Source organism: Marivirga sp., assembly GCF_051117495.1.
GTDB lineage: Bacteria > Bacteroidota > Bacteroidia > Cytophagales > Cyclobacteriaceae > Marivirga.
Window position 1 is genome coordinate 14,978 of sequence record NZ_JBNPEF010000002.1, and the last position, 19,499, is coordinate 34,476.

The 19,499-nt window shown below is 35.9% G+C and carries 17 protein-coding genes; 14 read left to right on the forward strand and 3 right to left on the reverse strand.

Annotated features, from left to right (window positions below; all coding sequences use genetic code 11):
- The first annotated feature begins 261 nt into the window (after positions 1-261).
- The 4 genes from ACFE0M_RS00425 to ACFE0M_RS00440 all read left to right on the forward strand — a co-directional run bounded on the left by ACFE0M_RS00425 (position 262) and on the right by ACFE0M_RS00440 (position 5,982).
- Positions 262-2,073 (forward strand): ABC transporter substrate-binding protein, encoded by a 1,812-nt coding sequence (locus tag ACFE0M_RS00425; RefSeq protein ID WP_434543761.1) that lies wholly within the window; start codon positions 262-264, stop codon positions 2,071-2,073.
- A gap of 28 nt (positions 2,074-2,101) precedes the next feature.
- On the forward strand, positions 2,102-3,397 hold the full coding sequence (gene hemL / locus ACFE0M_RS00430; RefSeq protein WP_434543762.1) for a glutamate-1-semialdehyde 2,1-aminomutase: 1,296 nt from the start codon (positions 2,102-2,104) through the stop codon (positions 3,395-3,397).
- Between the two features lie 124 nt (positions 3,398-3,521).
- Positions 3,522-4,571, forward strand: coding sequence for a hypothetical protein (locus ACFE0M_RS00435; protein ID WP_434543763.1), 1,050 nt, complete (start codon positions 3,522-3,524; stop codon positions 4,569-4,571).
- Positions 4,572-4,731: 160 nt separating this feature from the next.
- Complete coding sequence (locus tag ACFE0M_RS00440; RefSeq protein ID WP_434543764.1) at positions 4,732-5,982, forward strand: cation:proton antiporter; 1,251 nt, start codon at positions 4,732-4,734, stop codon at positions 5,980-5,982.
- 187 nt (positions 5,983-6,169) lie between these two features.
- On the opposite strand, the gene ACFE0M_RS00445 is transcribed toward ACFE0M_RS00440, so the two are convergent.
- Entirely contained in the window at positions 6,170-6,742 is a 573-nt protein-coding gene (locus ACFE0M_RS00445; RefSeq protein WP_434543765.1) for a pentapeptide repeat-containing protein, read from the reverse strand.
- A 237-nt stretch (positions 6,743-6,979) separates the two neighbouring features.
- Here ACFE0M_RS00445 and ACFE0M_RS00450 point away from each other — a divergent pair, with 237 nt between their 5' ends.
- The 4 genes from ACFE0M_RS00450 to ACFE0M_RS00465 are packed head-to-tail and all read left to right on the forward strand — an operon-like array spanning position 6,980 to position 10,419.
- On the forward strand, positions 6,980-7,555 hold the full coding sequence (locus ACFE0M_RS00450) for a YeeE/YedE family protein (RefSeq protein ID WP_434543766.1): 576 nt from the start codon (positions 6,980-6,982) through the stop codon (positions 7,553-7,555).
- Between the two features lie 29 nt (positions 7,556-7,584).
- A complete protein-coding gene (locus ACFE0M_RS00455) occupies positions 7,585-7,998 on the forward strand; it encodes a YeeE/YedE family protein (RefSeq protein WP_434543767.1) in 414 nt (137 codons plus the stop codon).
- Positions 7,999-8,040: 42 nt separating this feature from the next.
- Positions 8,041-9,075, forward strand: a complete 1,035-nt coding sequence (locus ACFE0M_RS00460; RefSeq protein WP_434543768.1) for a c-type cytochrome — start codon at positions 8,041-8,043, stop codon at positions 9,073-9,075.
- Positions 9,076-10,419 (forward strand): OprD family outer membrane porin, encoded by a 1,344-nt coding sequence (locus ACFE0M_RS00465; protein ID WP_434543769.1) that lies wholly within the window; start codon positions 9,076-9,078, stop codon positions 10,417-10,419.
- Positions 10,420-10,723: 304 nt separating this feature from the next.
- Here the strand turns inward: ACFE0M_RS00465 and aceA are convergent, their stop codons facing one another.
- Positions 10,724-11,998 (reverse strand): isocitrate lyase, encoded by a 1,275-nt coding sequence (aceA, locus tag ACFE0M_RS00470; protein ID WP_434543770.1) that lies wholly within the window; start codon positions 11,996-11,998, stop codon positions 10,724-10,726.
- A 176-nt stretch (positions 11,999-12,174) separates the two neighbouring features.
- Entirely contained in the window at positions 12,175-13,767 is a 1,593-nt protein-coding gene (aceB, locus tag ACFE0M_RS00475; RefSeq protein WP_434543771.1) for a malate synthase A, read from the reverse strand.
- 207 nt (positions 13,768-13,974) lie between these two features.
- Here aceB and ACFE0M_RS00480 point away from each other — a divergent pair, with 207 nt between their 5' ends.
- The 6 genes from ACFE0M_RS00480 to ACFE0M_RS00505 all read left to right on the forward strand — a co-directional run bounded on the left by ACFE0M_RS00480 (position 13,975) and on the right by ACFE0M_RS00505 (position 19,494).
- Positions 13,975-15,462, forward strand: coding sequence for a helix-turn-helix domain-containing protein (locus ACFE0M_RS00480; protein ID WP_434543772.1), 1,488 nt, complete (start codon positions 13,975-13,977; stop codon positions 15,460-15,462).
- A 126-nt stretch (positions 15,463-15,588) separates the two neighbouring features.
- A complete protein-coding gene (locus ACFE0M_RS00485; RefSeq protein WP_434543773.1) occupies positions 15,589-15,798 on the forward strand; it encodes a YgaP family membrane protein in 210 nt (69 codons plus the stop codon).
- A gap of 525 nt (positions 15,799-16,323) precedes the next feature.
- Positions 16,324-17,121 carry a hypothetical protein gene (locus ACFE0M_RS00490; protein ID WP_434543774.1) on the forward strand — a complete coding sequence of 266 codons (798 nt, stop codon included), beginning with the start codon at positions 16,324-16,326 and terminating at the stop codon, positions 17,119-17,121.
- Between the two features lie 4 nt (positions 17,122-17,125).
- The gene (locus ACFE0M_RS00495; RefSeq protein WP_434543775.1) at positions 17,126-17,956 is read left to right on the forward strand and encodes a DUF5777 family beta-barrel protein; all 831 of its coding nucleotides are present in this window, start codon (positions 17,126-17,128) and stop codon (positions 17,954-17,956) included.
- A gap of 2 nt (positions 17,957-17,958) precedes the next feature.
- Positions 17,959-18,987 (forward strand): c-type cytochrome, encoded by a 1,029-nt coding sequence (locus tag ACFE0M_RS00500; protein ID WP_434543776.1) that lies wholly within the window; start codon positions 17,959-17,961, stop codon positions 18,985-18,987.
- A gap of 63 nt (positions 18,988-19,050) precedes the next feature.
- Positions 19,051-19,494 carry an RrF2 family transcriptional regulator gene (locus ACFE0M_RS00505; protein ID WP_434543777.1) on the forward strand — a complete coding sequence of 148 codons (444 nt, stop codon included), beginning with the start codon at positions 19,051-19,053 and terminating at the stop codon, positions 19,492-19,494.
- The last annotated feature ends 5 nt before the right edge of the window (positions 19,495-19,499 follow it).

The following is a 19,499-nucleotide window of genomic DNA, read 5'->3' on the forward strand; positions in this document are numbered from 1 at the left end:
GAATGTTTGGTGTGCCACGAACCATGGTAAAAGACCCTAGTCGGTGGCTCAATGACCAGATTCAGTAGTAAAGGAAAAGAATCCTTAACATATTGCAGGTGTTTTTACCTGCAAATTTCTGAGCGACTCACTGAGCCGATCAATGCAAAGACTTCGGTGAAAATACCGAAGTGGGGAGAAATGAGTGAAAAGAACCCAAACAGGTTTCGAAAAAAGTTAATATGACAAAGCAGGATTAATTAATATTTTAATAAAAATAGCATGCGATCAAAATCATTAGTCATTTTCGGATTGATATTAATAATAAGTGTATTTCAAGTTAATGCACAAGTTAACTATCAGTCAGAATACTTGTCAGGAAAGAATTATTTTAAATCAGGTGATTACCAACGGGCTCAAAATCATTTCAAGAATTTACTTGATTTGAACGAAAACAACCCATTCTATCTGTATGCTTCATACTTTTACAGTATTGCTGCTTATGAAACTGGCAATAAGGAAAGGGCTATGGAGGTTTTGGCTAAAATCAGGACTACCCATCCTGAATGGGAAAAAATTGATGAGGTAAATCTTTGGTATGGCAAAATGCTATTGCAGGAAGGAAACTTGATGAAAGGGCTCAATATCTTGAATAGCACTGAAAAAGATGATTTGAAAAATATTGCGAATGAAATCAAAAAGGCCACATTGGTTGCTTACGATAGCATTCCATTATTGCAGAAAGCTATGGAATTAAATCCTTATGATGAAGTATTGGCCAAGTATTTAGCAATGAAAATCAATCAGCAACCCATGGTAGATCGCCAAGTTGAATTAATGGAGTTTTTGATTGATTCTTTTGATTTAAATCGTGCTAGTTTCGATTTTGTGGATAAAAGTGTTACGGAAAAGAAGGATCAATATAGAGTGGCTGTCCTCTTACCATTTATGGCAGAAAATTTGTCCACTTCCAAAGGAAATAAGGGAAATCAATTTGTGCTTGATTTATATCAGGGGATTAAAATTGCGGTGGATGAATTAAACGCTGATGGTGAAAAGATACAACTATTCTCATATGATACTGATAGAGATAGCCTCAAAACCGCTGAAATTATTGAAAGTGGAGAGTTATTGGAAATGGATTTGATAATTGGGCCATTGTATCCCATCCCTGCTAACATGGTTCGGGAATATTCTTATCGCCATAAAATAAATATGGTCAACCCATTGTCAACAAATTCGGAGACCATTGCCACAAACCCATATTCTTTTTTAATGAAATCAACTGCAGAAACACGTGCAAAAGTGGCCGCTAAATATGCAATTGAAAATATGGAAAATAAAAATGCTACCATATTTTATGGAAGTAAAGCGCAAGATTCAGTTTTTGCCTATACTTACAGAAGAACATTGGAAGCAGATTCTTTTAATATTACGTGGATGGCGGCCTCCAGGTCAGCGGTAGCGAGCACCGAAATTTTAAGGTCTCTGACCGAAGTTTACGATAAGGATACGGTTGATACCTACGGAAAGGTATATATTAGTAATACAGTTAAAGTAAAAGTAACTGAAGATGACTCATTGGTAATGTCAAGGGATACCATTGGACATATTATGGTGGCCTCTTCAGATAATTTATTAGTTTCCAATGTGCTGAGCGCCTTAGATACAAGAAGAGATAGTATCCCTATTATTGGATATGATGAATGGCTGGATTTCAACCAAATATCCTTTGACCAGCTACAAAGAATGGGAGTGGTGATGATAGGTCAAAATTACTTTGATTTCAGTTCATCCGCAGTTGCGGAGTTTAAAGAAAATTACAGAAAAAGTTATAACAAATTGCCTTCACAATACAGTTATGATGGATATGAAACGATGTGGTTTTTTGGTAAGCAGTTAATAGAATTTGGCAATTATTTCCAATATGGCTTATATAATGAAGGTTTCCAAGAGGGTCACCTCTATTTTGGCTTTGATTATACGAATGCCAATGACAATCAGGTAGTCCCTATTATGAAAATGCAGGATTTGGAGTTGAAGATGCTAAACTTCGAACAAGTAGAAGAAAAGCCATCAGTTTTTACAGACTAATTTAATAAAATCGAAAATCAAATTATTTATGCTGGACAAGTCCAATAGCAAAGAATTATTTAAAAAAGCGCAAAATTTTATTCCGGGCGGGGTGAATTCCCCGGTCCGTGCCTTTAAGGCAGTAGGAGGAGATCCTATTTTTGTAAAAAGTGCTAAAGGTGCCTATATGTATGATGAGGATGATAATCGATACATCGACCTTATCAATTCATGGGGCCCCATGATTTTAGGTCACGGAAATGAAGCAATCGAAGCCGCAGTAGCCAATGCTTTAAAAAGTTCGCTTTCATTTGGAGCACCAACGTCCAAGGAAATTGAGATTGCAGAATTAATTACCCATATGGTACCATCTATTGAAAAAGTGAGAATGGTAAATTCCGGTACTGAGGCTACCATGTCTGCTGTAAGATTAGCCAGAGGATATACCGGCAGGGATAAGGTATTGAAATTTGAGGGCTGCTATCATGGCCATGGTGACAGTTTTCTGATTGCCGCGGGAAGCGGTGCAGCCACGATGGGAACCCCCAATTCTCCCGGAGTTACCAAGGGAACGGCAAAAGATACATTAACGGCACCTTTTAATAATTTGGAGGCGGTAAGAAATATAGTCGATCAAAATAAAGGACAAATTGCCGCCTTGATAGTGGAACCTGTAGCTGGAAATATGGGCTGTGTAATTCCCAAAGAAGGTTATCTACAAGGCTTAAGAGAAATCTGTGATCAAGAAGGCATTGTTTTAATTTTTGATGAGGTGATGACCGGTTTTAGATTGTCAAAGGCAGGGGCTCAAGGAATTTTTGGAGTAAAACCAGATATTACTACTCTTGGGAAAATCATCGGTGGAGGAATGCCGGTAGGAGCTTATGGAGGAAAAAAAGAAATCATGGATTTTGTCTCTCCCCAAGGACCGGTTTATCAGGCAGGAACGCTTTCAGGTAATCCCATTGCTATGTCAGCAGGATTAATGATGCTTCATTATCTGAATGATCATGATGAAGTGTATGAACAAATTGGTGCTTCAGGACAATATTTAGCAAAGGAAATAGCCAAAGTAAATACTGCTTTAGGTAAAAATTATACCATCAACCAGTTAGGTTCTATGATCAGTATATTTTTTACGGATCAAGCGGTTGAGGATTTTGATGGAGCCAAAAGTTGTGATACGGAAATGTTCGGAAAATATTTTCAGGGCATGTTGAATGAAGGGGTGTATTTACCTCCTGCACAATTTGAATCATGGTTCTTGTCCACTTCATTATCGGCAGAAGATTTAGATCATATTGTGAAATCACACGAGAAAGTTTTGAAAAACCTTATTTCATAGGTGTAATCCGAAAAATTATTTGCTATTTTTCCTTAATTTACCATGGATTTTGTTGATTTAGGAACTACATTTATTGTAGTCCTAATTAATTATTATATTTACAGCTGTAAAAAATAGAATTATAGTGAAGATAGTAAGACTCATTCTCATCATATTGGTTTCCTATAGCTTCGTGTTTACTGCGGATGCTCAGTTTAGAAGAAGATCTGAAAATAAAACGGTGACCTTCGAGGAAATGTATAATGATCCCTATGATATCAATAAATTATTCATTGGGATAACCCCCGCCTATGGGGACATACATGTGACCAATATCACTTCTGGATTTGGTGTGGACGCTACCTATTATTTAAAAGATAAAATGCATTTTAAGGCTCATGCCAGAATCCCTTATTTTATAGGGAGTGATTTTGCTAGAAATGCAGCCCAAAAAAATGGCTTTGATCCACAATCCAGAGCTAGAACTTACTTTTTCACGGAAGCAAGTGCGTCATACCACATCTGGGATAAAGAACAAGAATCTGAAAGTAGAATACCTTTATATTCTAAGAATTATCAAGGAGCAGAATGGGCAGCAAAGGTTCCGCAAAAAGCAGATATTCCCAACAAACGAAGAGAGATCTTATTTGCTCGCTTAGGGGGTGTGTATTACGAAACAACTTCAGAATTGAGTCGGGCAATTGCATCTCAGGGAGTGGTAGTTAATCCTGTTGGGGAAACCGAAGAATCTCCAAATTCAATAAGCGGGGAATCAGAAGATGCTGTTTTCGGTAATGTATTAGGTGCAGGGGTTTCAGTAGGTGGAGGATTTACCTGGATTAAAAATTTTGCTGCCAAACCGGATAAAACCTATGAAGAATTAGTAGATGATCATGTATTTTCTACTTTTCTTGACCTGTTTATTTTTCCTATGGTAACAGTTGAAAATTTCTTTCATCAACCTACAGGAGCAAACCAATTTTTCGAATATGATGCTTCCACTATCAATACTTTTATGTTTGGTGGTAGAATAGGGATTGACGGGCACTTCAACAGAACGCTAGGATGGGGGTACGGTGCTGAAATTGGTATGAGACCAGGACTTCAGAAAAGAGGTTTTTATGGTTTGTTAAAGATTACTTTCCCAATGTATGGTACCAAACTTGACTATAGTGTAGAGGCATTTGGTCGTTAATCAAAAATATTTAATTTAGGATATAAACCTTAAAGCATTCATTGATATGTTTATAAAGCCTTGTGTTTTTGAATAAATACAAGGCTTTTTTTATGGCGCTATTCTTTTTAATTATTATTTTTCCATTTGAACCTTAGGCAAACTTAAAATTATTATCACAATGGGTGTATTAGATTTAATTACCTTACTAATATTTTTGGCAGCAGTTTTTACCTTTATAAATGTTAATTATCTAAAACTACCCTCCACTATTGGGTTAATGATCATTGCTTTAGTACTATCAGTCTTAATTCTTCTATCTGGATATGTCTTTCCGGAAATTACAGACTTAGCCATTTCTATTGTTTCAGAGTTTGATTTCAAAGAAGTCTTGCTTGATGTAATGCTTAGTTTTCTATTGTTTGCCGGGGCATTATCAATTAATGTAAAAAAACTCAAAGAGGAGCGTTGGCCAATTTTGATTTTTGCTACTGTTGGCGTTTTGATTTCCACTTTTGTAGTTGGTTTTCTGATGTTCTATATCTTCGGGTTTTTTGGCTATGAAGTTGACCTGATTTATTGCCTTTTATTTGGTGCTTTGATTTCCCCTACTGACCCAATCGCAGTATTGGCCTTGCTATCCGATGCCAAAGTTTCAAAAAAATTGGAAATTAAGATTGCGGGTGAATCTTTGTTTAATGATGGAATTGGCGTAGTGGCATTTTTGACAATACTTGGACTGGCACAAACAGGAGTTGGTAATTTTAGTATAGGAGGTACGCTTGGTTTATTTGGGATGGAAGTAGGGGGAGGATTGTTATTAGGAGCACTATTTGGTTTTTTCGGACTTAAATTATTAGAGATAATTGATAATGAACATGTAGAGTTAGAGGTATTGGTAACTCTGTCTTTAGTGATGGTTTCTTATAAAGCAGCAGAGTTTTTTCATATATCCGGTCCTTTGGCTGTGGTAGTACTTGGCCTGTTTTTAAGCAAGGAAGGGAAAGCCTCTGACAAAAGTAGCGCAACGGGTGATTATGTCTATAAATTTTGGCATTTGGTAGATGAGGCGTTAAATGCCATTCTCTTTATTTTAATAGGGCTGGAAATCATTGTAATTTCAAAGGAATACCATCCAGATTATTTTCTAATTGGACTTTGTGCGATAGTAGTAGTATTATTTGCTCGTTTAATCGGGGTCGGAATTCCAGTCAAAATAATGGAACGCTTAAGAACATTTGAAAAGAATACCTTGGCAATTCTTACTTGGGGTGGTCTCAGAGGAGGAATCTCTGTTGCTCTGGCGCTTTCAATCCCAGATGATTTCGAAGCTAAAAATTTAATTTTGTCTGCTACTTATTCAGTGGTGGTATTTTCCATTTTAGTTCAAGGATTAACGATTAAGAAACTGGTTCCTAAGAAAAAACCTTAATATATTCCCTATAAAAAGAATACTTTTTACTGGTAATCTGAGTTAGATTTTAAATCTCTACAAAATTTCTTCAAAGCGTCATTTCGGAAATTTTCTTTTCATATGTCAAAAAAAAGTAAATTATCCGAAATCTTATTATAGCTTGTCCTGCATTGCGGTAATGGTAATTATAATAATAGATCTCAAGTTAGTACTCTATTTTAATTTGATATTGATCCAAAAGTCCTCCGACTGCATCAATTGAAAATAGAGCATTCTTTAATTTATTTATTTCAGGATTTATGCTGTAGTTCATGGCATTTCTGAAATCTGCTTTCTGCAAATCACATTTTTCAAAAACTGCGCCTGCTAAATCTGATTGTTGAAAACTAGCTCCCCTCAAGTCACTTTCCCCCAAGTCAACCTCTATAAGCTTTGAGTTAATAAATTTTGTTTTCATTAATTGAAGTTGAAAAAATACAGAATGATTGAGTTGACAGTTATCAAAACCTAAGGATAATCCAAAGCTATTGCATTCATCAAAATGGACTCCCAATATTTTACAGCCTTTAAAATTAACGGTTTGCAAGGATGTGTTTTTAAGTTGTACTGAACTTAAATTACAATCTTCAAAATCACAGTCAATAAATTTAAAGTTTGATAAATCGCAGTTTTGAAAGTTGCAATTGACAAAAGTACAATGCTCGTATTCAGTATTTTCAAACTTCTGCTCGCTAAAATTAATGGCCTTGAAAATTTCTTCCATTACTATATTTCCCATTGGATTGTCTATAAAAGGTTTAAACGTAATTTATAAATATATACTTTTAGATGATAAACTTGTGATCAAAATGCAGTCCACATGACAAATGTCATCTAATTCGTAACTTTTGTTACGCCTCAATGAATGTTACTACATTAATTTTGTTTTATCAATTTGGGAAAATGATGGTTATGCATTGTTATCCTAATAAGTGAAGGATTGTTAAACTTAAAATAAAATTAATTAGAATAATTTATGAATCAATTATTAGATTGGATAAGTCAACCTTGGCCATGGTATGTAGCTGGTCCCTTGATTGCATTAGTGATGTTTTCAATGTTGTTTTTCGGGAAGTCTTTTGGTCTTTCTGCCAACCTGAGAACCATGTGTTCTATTTTGGGCGCTGGAAAATCATGTGATTTTTTCGATTTCAATTGGAGGGATCAAATGTGGAATTTGGTATTCGCAGCAGGATTGGTTTTAGGTGGGTTAATATCCTATTTGTATTTGGGTAATGATCAGGCAGCACACATCTCGGAAGCCACTATAGCCGAGCTTCAATCATATGGAATTGAAAATCCAGGGCAGACTGTAGTCCCTCAAGAAATATTCAATTGGGAATCATTATTGACTGTTAAAGGAATAATATTCATAGTAATAGGTGGCTTTTTGGTCGGCTTTGGTACTCGCTACGCAGGTGGATGTACTTCTGGGCATGCTATTTCCGGTTTAAGTGATCTTCAGCCTGCCTCCCTTTTGGCGGTTGTCGGTTTCTTCATTGGTGGGCTAATCATGACCTATTTTGTACTACCTTATTTACTTGTCCTTTAATCAAATTCAAAAGATACAAACTGAATAGAATGAAATTTTTTAGATATTTATTTATAGGAACCATATTTGGAATTACCCTTGCTAAAGCGGAAGTGATATCATGGTTCAGGATTTACGAGATGTTCAAATTCCAATCATTTCATATGTATGGTGTAATTGGATCAGCCGTAGTGCTGGGAATCATCGTTATACAAATTATTAAAAGAAACAAATTAAAATCAATTGACGGAGATAGAATAATCATAGCACCTAAGCAATTTAGCTGGGCTAGATATTTAATTGGAGGTTCCATCTTTGGTTTGGGCTGGGCCCTAACAGGAGCTTGCCCTGGACCCATGTTTATCTTGCTAGGAAATGGTGTTGGGGTAATCTTGGTGGTAATTGCTTCAGCTGTTTTGGGAACTTATGTTTACGGTAAAATAAGACATAAATTACCGCATTAATTCAGATACCTTGATCACCCATATTTTATTTAATTTACAACGATGGAATTTTTAAAATTAATGAGGCTAACCACTGCTGTACTGATCAGCATAGTGGCTATTGTTTTCCTGCTTTTTTTGGGTGTAGTATTTATGGATGATGTTTCTAAATGGTATGGAGCCTCTTTTTCCAATGAGCCTCAAGAATGGAGCTTGCCTAATATTGAAAAAGATTTACCGGAGGGTAAAAAAGGAAAGCAAGTTAAATTTGGCTATTTATTGGCAACTGAATCCCCAAAGTGGATGGGGCCTCAAGTAATCAATAAAGATAAAAGGCTTTATGCTGGAAATAATTTAACCTGTCAAAATTGCCATTTGGAAGCGGGAACCAAGCCAGGCTCTGGTTCTTGGGTGGGCGTAACCAATCGGTTTCCTCAGTTTAGAGGTCGTGAAAATAAAATTGGAACCATTGAAGAGCGTATTAATGGTTGTATGGAACGCAGTATGAACGGTCAAGCCCTGCCTGAAGATTCAGAGCAAATGCAAGCTTTAGTTGGATATATGGAATGGCTGAGTGAAGGTGTTCCTGAAGATACAGCTGACTGGTATAAAGGATTTGTAAGTGTTAAAATTCCTGAAGTAAAAGCTGATACTGTTTTTGGAAAACAGGTTTACATCAATGAATGTCAGGTTTGTCATGGTGAAGATGGGCAAGGAACAAAACTAGCTGATGAACGAAAAGGTTACCAATATCCACCACTTTGGGGAGATGATTCCTTCAATCATGGTGCTGGAATGCATAGAGTTTTAACGGCTGCCCAATTTATTAAAGCCAATATGCCACATCTGATTGCTACAAAAGCAAATCCAAAATTAACGGATGAAGAAGCTTTTCATGTGGCAGCTTATATCAATAGTTTTGATAGACCTCAAAAGCCGAATACGGAAAAAGATTTCCCTGATTTAAAATTGAAGCCAGTTTCAACTGCTTATGGACCATGGGATGATCCATTTCCTGCTGAACAGCATAAATTTGGGCCTTTTCACCCTATAGTTCATTATTATGATAGTGTCTATCAAATTAAGAAAACCAAATAGATGAAGTTTACTTTTATATTTTCCATATTTTTTTTATCCACTTTCCTACTTTTAGCTCAGGAGGATGAAGCTGAAAATAAAAAGGGAAATCTTAGTGGGCAATGGCGAAATTACTATATGCACTCCTTCAATGAGGGAGACTTGCAGGATTGGTATGCCATAGCTACCGGCTTGAAATTAAAATACACCTATAATTTCAATAAACATTGGCAAGTTGGTGGGGCAGTTTACAGTAGTTGGAACACTGGAATTGGAAATGTGCAGGCCTCAGACCCCACGACCGGAAGGGGAAGTCGATATGTGGCAGGAAATTTTAATGTTCAAGACCTATCTCAACGGTTTATTGCTTATCCCGGAGAATTGTATTTGCAATACAAAAACGGATATCATCAAATAAAAGTGGGGAGACAGGGTTTCTTTTCACCTTTTATGAATGGGCAAGATGGCAGAATGATTCCAACCCTGTTTGAAGGGGCATTTTATAAATATGAAGATAAAGATAAGTTAAAATTTCAATTGGGTGCAATCAATAGAATTGCCCCGAGAAGTTATAATGGTTTTGAAAATATCGGTCAGACCTTAGGAATTTATCCTGTCGGGAGAGATATAGACGGACAAGGAAGTGAATACAAGGAAAATTCACAATCTGATTTTGTGGTATTGACCAATGTTGATTATCAAATTGGTCCTAATCTAAAAGTCGAGCTGTGGGATTATTATGTTGATAATATTTTCAATGTTTTATATGCAAAGCCCACTTACAATTTTAAAAACGCTGGCTTAGCATTGTCAGCAGAGTGGTTGTTACAAAATAAGGTAGGAGAAGGAGGTAATCAAGATCCTGCTTTAAGATATGTTCAAAATGAAACTGCACAGATTTTTGGGCTGCAGTTGTCTCATGCACTTAAAAACGGAAAAATCAGTTTGGGATATGATCACATCACCGGCCAAGGACGATTTTTATTTCCCCGTGAATGGGGCAGGGAGTTTTTATTCAGTTTTCAGAAAAGAGAAAGGAGTGAAGGATTTGGAAATAATCATGCGGTAGTGATGTATTATCATCAGAACTTCAATTTTTCTGATCAAAAGCTAAAGTCGATTTTCAGTCTTGGTCATCAATGGAGACCATCGGTGACTGAGCCGACTCTAAATAAATATGCTATTCCTAATTACATGCACATCAATCTCGATTTATTTTATGAAAATGTAAAATGGAAAGGTTTTAAACCTGAGCTATTGCTTACCTATAAACATGGAACAGGAGGTTTTCCTGATAATCCTGTTTTCGTGCTCAACAAAGTAAACTTGTTTTTGATTAATGCTATAGTGAATTATAATTTTTAAAAATACAAAAGACTTCCTCTCAGAAGCCTTTTGAAACATGAAACACTATTAAGTGTAAACTACGGAAACGGTATTTTCTAGGGTTGAATCAAAAACCTACCAGGTTTCATTTAAGCTAATAAAATAATCCCATGGTTGGTTGCACACCAACCATTTTGGAAATTTTTTTCACTAACCAAAATTGCAAAATCGCCATGTTTAGGTGTTTTCACCTAAACAACTGCTAAATTGACTATTTTTATTTTATACAAACTTGCAGGTGAAAACACCTGCAAGTGGGAGGTGGCGCTGTCATTTGAGCCCACTAAAACTGAGCCTCTTCAGTTGAACCTTTCAAAGCTGTAGTGGAAGATTTTCCTTGCATGACTGCATTTTGAACGGCATCAAAATAACCAGTACCCACAAAAGCTTGATGTTTAACTGCTTTGAACCCTTGTTTCTGCAAAGCAAATTCTCTTTGCTGCAATTCAGAATATCCGGCCATTCCTTTGTTTTTGTAGGCTGTAGCCAATTCAAACATAGCAGTATTCAATGCATGAAATCCGGCTAAAGTTATGAACTGGAATTTATAGCCCATTTCGGCTAGTTTCTCTCGGTATTCCAACATCTCATTCTCAGTTAATTTTGCTGCCCAATTGAATGAAGGAGAGCAATTATAAGCCAACATTTTATTAGGATATTTTTCTTTAATGGCCTGTGCAAATTCTCTTGCTTCTCCCAAATCAGGATGAGAAGTTTCGCACCAAACCAAATCAGCATAAGGAGCATAAGCTAGTCCTCTGTTGATAGCTTGTTCCAATCCATTTTTAACGCCAAAGAATCCTTCTGATGATCTTTCACCATTTAAAAATGGACGATCTCTTTCATCTACATCCGAAGTAAGGAGATTGGCGGCATCAGCATCAGTTCTTGCAATGATTATAGTTGGGACTCCCATCACATCAGTTGCTAATCTTGCCGAAATTAATTTATTGATGGCTTCTTGTGTAGGAACTAATACTTTTCCTCCCAAGTGCCCACATTTCTTGGCGGATGATAATTGATCTTCGAAATGAACACCTGCTGCTCCAGCTTCTATCATGCCTTTCATGAGTTCAAAAGCATTAAGGTTTCCACCAAATCCTGCTTCGGCATCTGCCACTATAGGAGCCATCCAATGTATATCGCCTTCACCACTTACAGATTGAATTTGATCTGCCCTCAACAATGCATTATTGATTCTTTTTACTACATTTGGCACGCTGTCAGCAGGGTATAAACTCTGATCAGGGTACATCTGACCGGCTAAGTTTGCATCTGCTGCTACTTGCCATCCACTTAAATAGATTGCCTTTAAACCTGCCTGCACTTCTTGTACTGCTTGATTACCAGTTAAGGCCCCCAATCCTGATACGAAATTTTCTGTTTTTAATAATTCCCATAATCTTTCTGCACCTAATCTGGCTAAACTGTGATCGATTTTCACAGTTCCGGCAAGTTTTACCACTTCTTCTGGTGTATAAGTTCGTTCTACATCTTTCCATCTTGGATTGGTCGTCCAATCCTTTACTAACTGATCGATTTTCTCTTGAGTATTCATGTGTATATTTTTTGTTTTTTAGTTCTCACATGCCCCATCGGGATCCCTAAGGGAGAATTCGCAATAAATATTCCTGCCTGCCGGCAGGCAGGCATCAGGCGGTTGGTATAAAATCGCCCTCGAATATTTATGCTCATTTCATGTCGTTTATATTTATAGTATGATTTAAATTGATTTTATAAGTATGGATATGCCTTAAGCGTAAGGAAGTCTTCAAAGTCATCGCTTTTTACAAGGTTCTTCAATAAATCCCTTGCGATGGCCAGCTTTCCAGTCTCCACTCTTTCCTTGCCTAGCATTTCTTTCACTTTTTCAGTTTCTTCTTCCAATAGTAAGCAGTAGAGTGCGCGATTAAATATCTTTCCGTTTTTAAAGGAAACTTGATGATGATACCATTGCCATAGTTGGGCCCTGCTTATTTCTGCAGTAGCGGCATCTTCCATTAAATTGTTAATGGCGGCTGCACCCGTTCCTTGTAACCATGATTCTATGTAAAGCAAGGCCACATTGATATTCATGCGGACTCCTTTTTCAGTTACCTCCCCATACATTACATGGGGGCTGGTTAAGGCAGAGGCTGAGGTGCTAAATTCTTCTCTTAATACATGCTTTTGATGTGGTCTGTTGCCTATAATTTGATCAAAAACAGCTTCAACTGCAGGGATTAGTGCTGGGTGAGCTACCCAACTTCCATCATATCCTGCCAATGCTTCTTCTGTTTTATCATTTCTGACCTTATCCAATATTTTCTCATTTTCTACTTCATCTTTTGTTGGGATGAAAGCAGACATACCACCAATAGCATGAGCACCTCTTTTATGACATGTTTTAACCAATAAATTGGCATAAGCTTTCATGAAAGGCACTTGCATGGTGACTTGGTTTCTGTCCGGTAAAATGTAATCCGCTCTGTCACGGAATTTTTTAATGAAACTGAAAATGTAATCCCATCTTCCCGCATTTAGTCCTGCCATGTGATCTCTCAATTCATAAATAATCTCCTCCATCTGGAAAGCAGCCGTAATGGTTTCTACCAAAACAGTAGATTTGATCGTTCCCACAGGAATGCCTAGTTCATTTTGCGCGAAGATGAATACATCGTTCCATAACCTTGCTTCAAAGCGGTGCTCTAATTTTGGGAGATAGAAATACGGCCCACTACCATTTCTGATGAGTTCATGCGCATTGTGGAAGAAATATAGTCCAAAGTCAAAGAGGGAGGCCGCAATCGGTTCACCATCTACTAGGAAGTTTTTCTCCGATAAATGCCAGCCTCTCGGTCTTACTTTAAGAACCGCTGTTTTATTTTTTAATTGATAACTTTTACCATTTTCTGCAGTAAAATCAATTTGTCTTCTTATAGCATCATATAAGTTTTGCTGTCCTTCTTTGATGTTTTTCCAAGTCGGACTAGTGGCATCTTCAAAGTCAGCCATAAAAACCTTTGCTCCAGAATTCAGGGCATTAATGATCATTTTTCTGTCAACAGGCCCGGTAATTTCCACTTTTCGGTCTTGCAGATCTTTTGGTAGTGAAGCAATCTTCCAATCTGGATCATTTCTTATGTCTTCAGTGGTTTTGGGGAAGTCCAGATTTTTACCTTGCCTGATCTGATCATAAGTTTGCTCTCTTCTTCCAAGCAACTCTAATCTTTTTTCATTGAACCTTTCGTGAAGTTTATTAAGAAAAGAGATGGCTTCATCAGTCAATAGGTTGATGCTGTCTTTCTTTTCTTTTGTGTTCTTAATTTTTGCTGATGTAGTTTCCATTTGATTATCAGATTTTTAAGTGTTCGATGTTTCAAATGTAGAGAAGCGAAAAATAAATTACAAGCGAATATTCGCTATTAGATTTTATTCGCTATATTAGCGAATGCGAAGTAAGTGAAGAGGAATGGATATGGGTGGCGAAAAAAAAATGAAAAAAGTTTTTTCGCTGAAAGTGAGAATAAAGGTTTTAACAAAAAATATGAAGAAATGGCTATATCTCAAGAAAATGTAAAACTGATTTTTGGATTAAAAGTAAGACAGCTACGCTTAGAAAAGGGATTGTCCTTTGCGCAATTATCAAAGCAAACTGGACTATCTGCATCCTATTTAAATGAAATAGAAAAAGGTAAAAAGTATCCGAAAATTGAAAAAATCAATATTTTATCTGAAGCACTTGAAGTGAGCTTTGATGATTTAGTTTCATTACAACTTAGTAAAAAATTAGCACCATTAGGGGAGTTATTGCAATCCAATTTATTCAAGGAACTGCCTTTAGAATTATTTGGGATAGAACCAGCTCATTTATTGGATTTATTAAGTAATGCTCCTGCTAAATTAGGAGCTTTTATAAGTACATTGATTGAAATCAGTAGAAATTACGGACTAAGAGTTGAGAGTTTATATCTCAATATGTTGCGTTCGTTTCAAGAAATGCACGATAATTATTTTGAGAGTATAGAACGGGAAGTAGCCTCTTTCAGAACAAGATTTTTGAAAGAGGCAACATTTCCCTATACTTTTGAGCAGTTTCAAGCAATACTTAAAACGGAATATCAATATCAGATTTTGCCAAAAGGACTGGAGCATCAACAAGAACTGAAACCATTACGTTCTATGACAATACCTTCGGATACGCCACAATTGTTGATGAATCCTAAATTGACGGAATCGCAACAGCGTTTCACCTTGGCAAAAGAATTAGGATATCAATTTTTGAAATTGAGTCCAAGACCTTTTACTTCTAGTTGGATTTCGGTTAATTCTTTTGAAGAAGTATTGAATAATTATAAAGCCTCCTATTTTGCCTGTGCATTGGCACTACCAGAAAAGGCTATAGTGGAGGACTTGAAAAAGTTTTTGACTGAGCCTCAATTCAATGCTCAAATTTTATTGGATATATTGGAAACTTATCAGTGCACACCGGAAATGTTGATGCATAGAATGACCAATTTGTTGCCAAAAGTTTTTGGTATTAAGGAGCTGTTCTTTTTGCGTTTTAGTACTTCAGACGAAAAAACATTTAAGCTGACCAAAGAGATGCACTTGTCTGGTTTACATAATCCACATGGAACGGCCTTAGACCAGCATTACTGCAGGAGATGGGCTTCTATCGAAATATTGAAGGAGTTAAGAAATCAAGAATCCAAGGATGATGATGGCGTAAAATGCAAAGTTCAACGAAGTCAATATGTAGATTCTGATAATGAATATTTGATTATCAGTCTGGCGAAACCCAGCAATAAAAATATAGGACAAAACAGTAGTGTTTCCATTGGCTTGTTGATCAGTCCTCAAATGAAACGCAAGGTAAAATTTCATAATGACCCTGTGATTCCCATTCGTATAGTAAATGAAACCTGTGAAACTTGTCCGCTTTATGATTGCCAGGAAAGAGCAGCACCTGCCCACATTTATGAGGAGGAACAAAGTTTGAAGGCTATGAAAAAAGCCGTTGATTTGTTAACTCGACAATAAAAGATTTTTCCCAAAATTCTGAACTTTGGAAACGTAAGTAACTAGATTCCATTTGTAACTTAAGTTACATCTTGATCTTAATTAATGATTTAATTTAAAGAAAATATTCACTTAAATTAAATCATTATGAAAGCCAATATGGGAACAGCTGATAAAACCGTAAGGATTATATTAGCTATAGTTGTAGGAGTGTTATATTACTTTGGAATCATTTCAGGGACTTTAGCCATTATCTTAGGAATATTTGCAGTGGTATTTATTGCCACAAGTTTCATCAGTTTCTGTCCGCTTTATCTACCGTTTGGAATTACCACTAGGCGTAAAACTGCGAAGTAATTATCATAATAGGCTTTATTTAAAAAAAGCGACTCGTTCGAGTCGCTTTAAACCAATTAATCTATGAAACTACTACTATTTTAAATCTGTTCTGGTTTTTACATTATTCAAGAATTTTATTTTTTTAACATCTCTATTTCTTGAATTTTAATCCACTTACGAAGAAAAAACTAAAACAGATTTTATTACTTTTCTCTAATCAATGTATAAATGCTATTGACCGAATAGGGTCAGTTTTTGTCTTTTATTTGTCATTTATACCAATTTTCTAAAAATCCTATCTTGATTCTGTTATATTTTTATTAGTTTAATGAAAAACAATTTTTGTAGAATTGACTTTTATTGTTTCACTTTAAGTAATTAAATCCAATAAAGGTGTTTGATCCGTTATTCTATTGCTTAATTTAATCTCATGTAATCAAGCAATTTATTTTATTGATAGGGATTATTTGGTATGGAATATCAGGTTGGCACTAAATATTATCATGAAATTGCCTGATAGGCTTAGTTTAATTTAGGACTTTTATGTTTGACAAATCTTATAAAATACTCCTTTTACTTTTACTTTTCGGTTGCGAATACGATAGGATTGCTGGTCCTGATGATGAATGCGAAAATGAATCTTTTGAACTGCTTATTGATTCTGTAAAAGATACTCCCTGTGGGGAGAGTGCTGGTGAAATTATGGTTAGGGTTGATGGAGATAATGAATATGAATATCGACTGAACGATCGTGATTTCACTCAGAATAATGTATTTACTGAATTATCGGCCGGAACCTATACCATTCAAGCTAGAAAAATCAATTCAAATTGTGTTAGCGAGGAAATTAAAGCCACTGTTAGTAACGAGAATGGAATTCAGATTTCTGTAATTGAGAAAAGTGATTCTGAATGTGGTGAAAATACAGGCAGTATAATGCTTGCCCAAGAAGGTGGAGTAGAACCAATCGAATATATTTTGAACGATAATCAATCCCAAAATGACCCAGTTTTCACAGGATTATCAAATGGGAATTATAAAATCCTTGCAAGAGATGCAAATGGCTGCGAAACGGAAATATCTGGGATTAAAATATTTTCAGATATAAGTTTTAGCAATGATGTTAAACCCATTATTGCCAGTAATTGTGCAGTAAGTGGATGTCACAACGGATCTCAATTCCCTGATTTTTCTGATGATGAAAATATTTTTGAAAATGCTTCAAGAATAAAAAGTAGGACTGAAAGTGGGTCTATGCCACCAGCAGGAAGACCTGATTTAACAAATGAAGAGATACAAGCCATCGCTTGTTGGGTGGATGATGGGGCTTTAGATAATTAATGTTATGAAGAAATTAATAGCAATTATAATAGTACAATTATGCATGAGTGATATCTTCGCTCAAGAAGATCGTGTAAAAGTATTTAGGGATACTAGAATTGTCAATGGACACTCAACTGAAGTACTTCCCAAAGGCATGATGAAATTTATCATATCTCATAGGTTTGGAGATATTAGCTCAGGGATACAACAATTATATGGTTTGGATAATGCGACCATCAGAATTGGTTTGGATTATGCCATTACGGATTTTATCAATATTGGATTTGGCAGAAGTTCTTTGCAAAAACATTATGATGTTTATCTAAAATACAGATTTTTACAACAAAGAAAGGATGGAGGGAGCCCGGTTTCTTTAGTTTACTATACCAATGCAGCGGTAAGAACCATTCAAACACCTCAAACCGAGAATTTATCCTTTACCAATAACCTAACTTTTGTTCACCAATTACTTTTAGGTCGAAAATTTAATGAATTTATAAGTTTTCAGCTTATGCCTACTTATGTTCATCGTAATTTCGTTTTGGATTTAGAAAGCAATAATGATATTTACAGTTTAGGTACTGCCACCAGGATTCAAGTCTCCAAAGTACTGGCTTTTAATCTGGAATATTATTTCAATTTGCCTGATCAGCTGGCTAGTCAATACCAATCCTCAGCTGGCTTGGGAATTGAATTGGAAACTAAAGGGCATATCTTTCAATTAAATTTTACCAATTCATTGGGCATGATAGCTCCTTTGTACATAGCGGAAACTACAGGAAGGGTTGAAAAAGGAAATATCCATTTTGGATTCAATATCACTAGGGATTTTAAAGTAGGGGCAAGGAAATAGAGATGATGAATAATGCTAAAAAATATAATGTACGCTTAATCATAGCAGTCATCTTATTGCTATCAGTAGGGTCTTTTACAATCCTCAAGACTCAAGAATTCAATCAAAATGATAACCTGATTGAAGTCTTGCATGATTTAGGGCAAGATTACCCTGATCATTATATTGAAAAACCAGATTCTATTGATATCAAAAGAGGCTATGATTTAATTCACACGGGTAAAACAAAACCACCTGATGGATTTGCATCCAAAGCTATCAGTAAATTTTATACATGCACAAGTTGCCATAATGTGGAAAGAGAAGACCCTGATTTAACTTTGGTGGATCAGGATGCAAGATTGGAATACGCAATTGAAAATGATTTACCCTATCTGCAAGGCTCTACTTTTTGGGGTATAGTTAATAGGGAATCTTGGTACAATGATGATTATATTTTAAAGTATGGAAGTTTAGTAGAGGATGCAAAAAATAGTTTAAAAGGGAGCATTCAGTTATGTGCAACTGTCTGCTCGCAAGGGCGTGAGTTGGAGGAGTGGGAAATGAAAAGCATTCTTTCTTATCTATCTACACTGCAGATGAAAATGAAAGATTTAGAAATGAATGATACTGATATTCAAAAGATGAATTCTTTGGCTAAATCCAATCCGGATAGTGCTATTGCATTTATTAAATCACATTATCTGACTAAGTCTCCGGCCACATTTTCGGAATTACCAGAAAGTAAAGAAAAAGGGTATCCTTTGGAAGGAAGGCCAAAGTATGGAAAGGCTATTTATGAATTGGGCTGTCAGCATTGCCATCATGCTTATGGTGAAAGTGATTTGGTTCTGGATAATTCAGTACTCACTTTTAAATGGCTCAAAAAACACATGCCTGAAAGCAGCAAGAAGTCAATTTACGAAATCATCAGGAATGGTTCTTATTCTGAATTGGGACATAAAGAATATATGCCCAACTATACTTTGGAAAAAATGAGCCATCAACAAGTGGAAGATTTAAGGGCCTATATTGAATCGAATCTAAAATAATCTTGTCTATTCTTTTTGATAAATCACCCTTAAAAATCACTTTCAAAGCGTATATTTGCCTACATGATTTCCAAAAAATCGAAATATGCCATAAATGCTCTTGTACACCTAGGTAGAAAATACGGAGAAGGACCTACTTTAATCAGTACCATAGCGGAAGAGGAAAATATACCGCAGAAATTTTTGGAAGCAATTCTCTTAGAATTGAAAAATGATGGGATACTGGGTAGTAAAAAAGGAAAAGGAGGGGGCTACTATCTTCGCAAAGATCCTGAAACCGTAAACCTAGCCCAAGTATTAAGATTATTTGATGGCGCTATTGCCTTACTCCCTTGTGTTACTTTCAAATTTTATGAACGCTGTGAAGAATGCAAAGATGAAGAAACTTGCTCTATTAGGGAAGCCTTTTTGAAAGTCCGTAATGAAACCGTGAAAATTTTCAAAAGCCAGACATTAAAAGGTTTAGTTGACAAGGAGAAAAAATTGATGGCTAAAAAGAAAGCTTGATTATA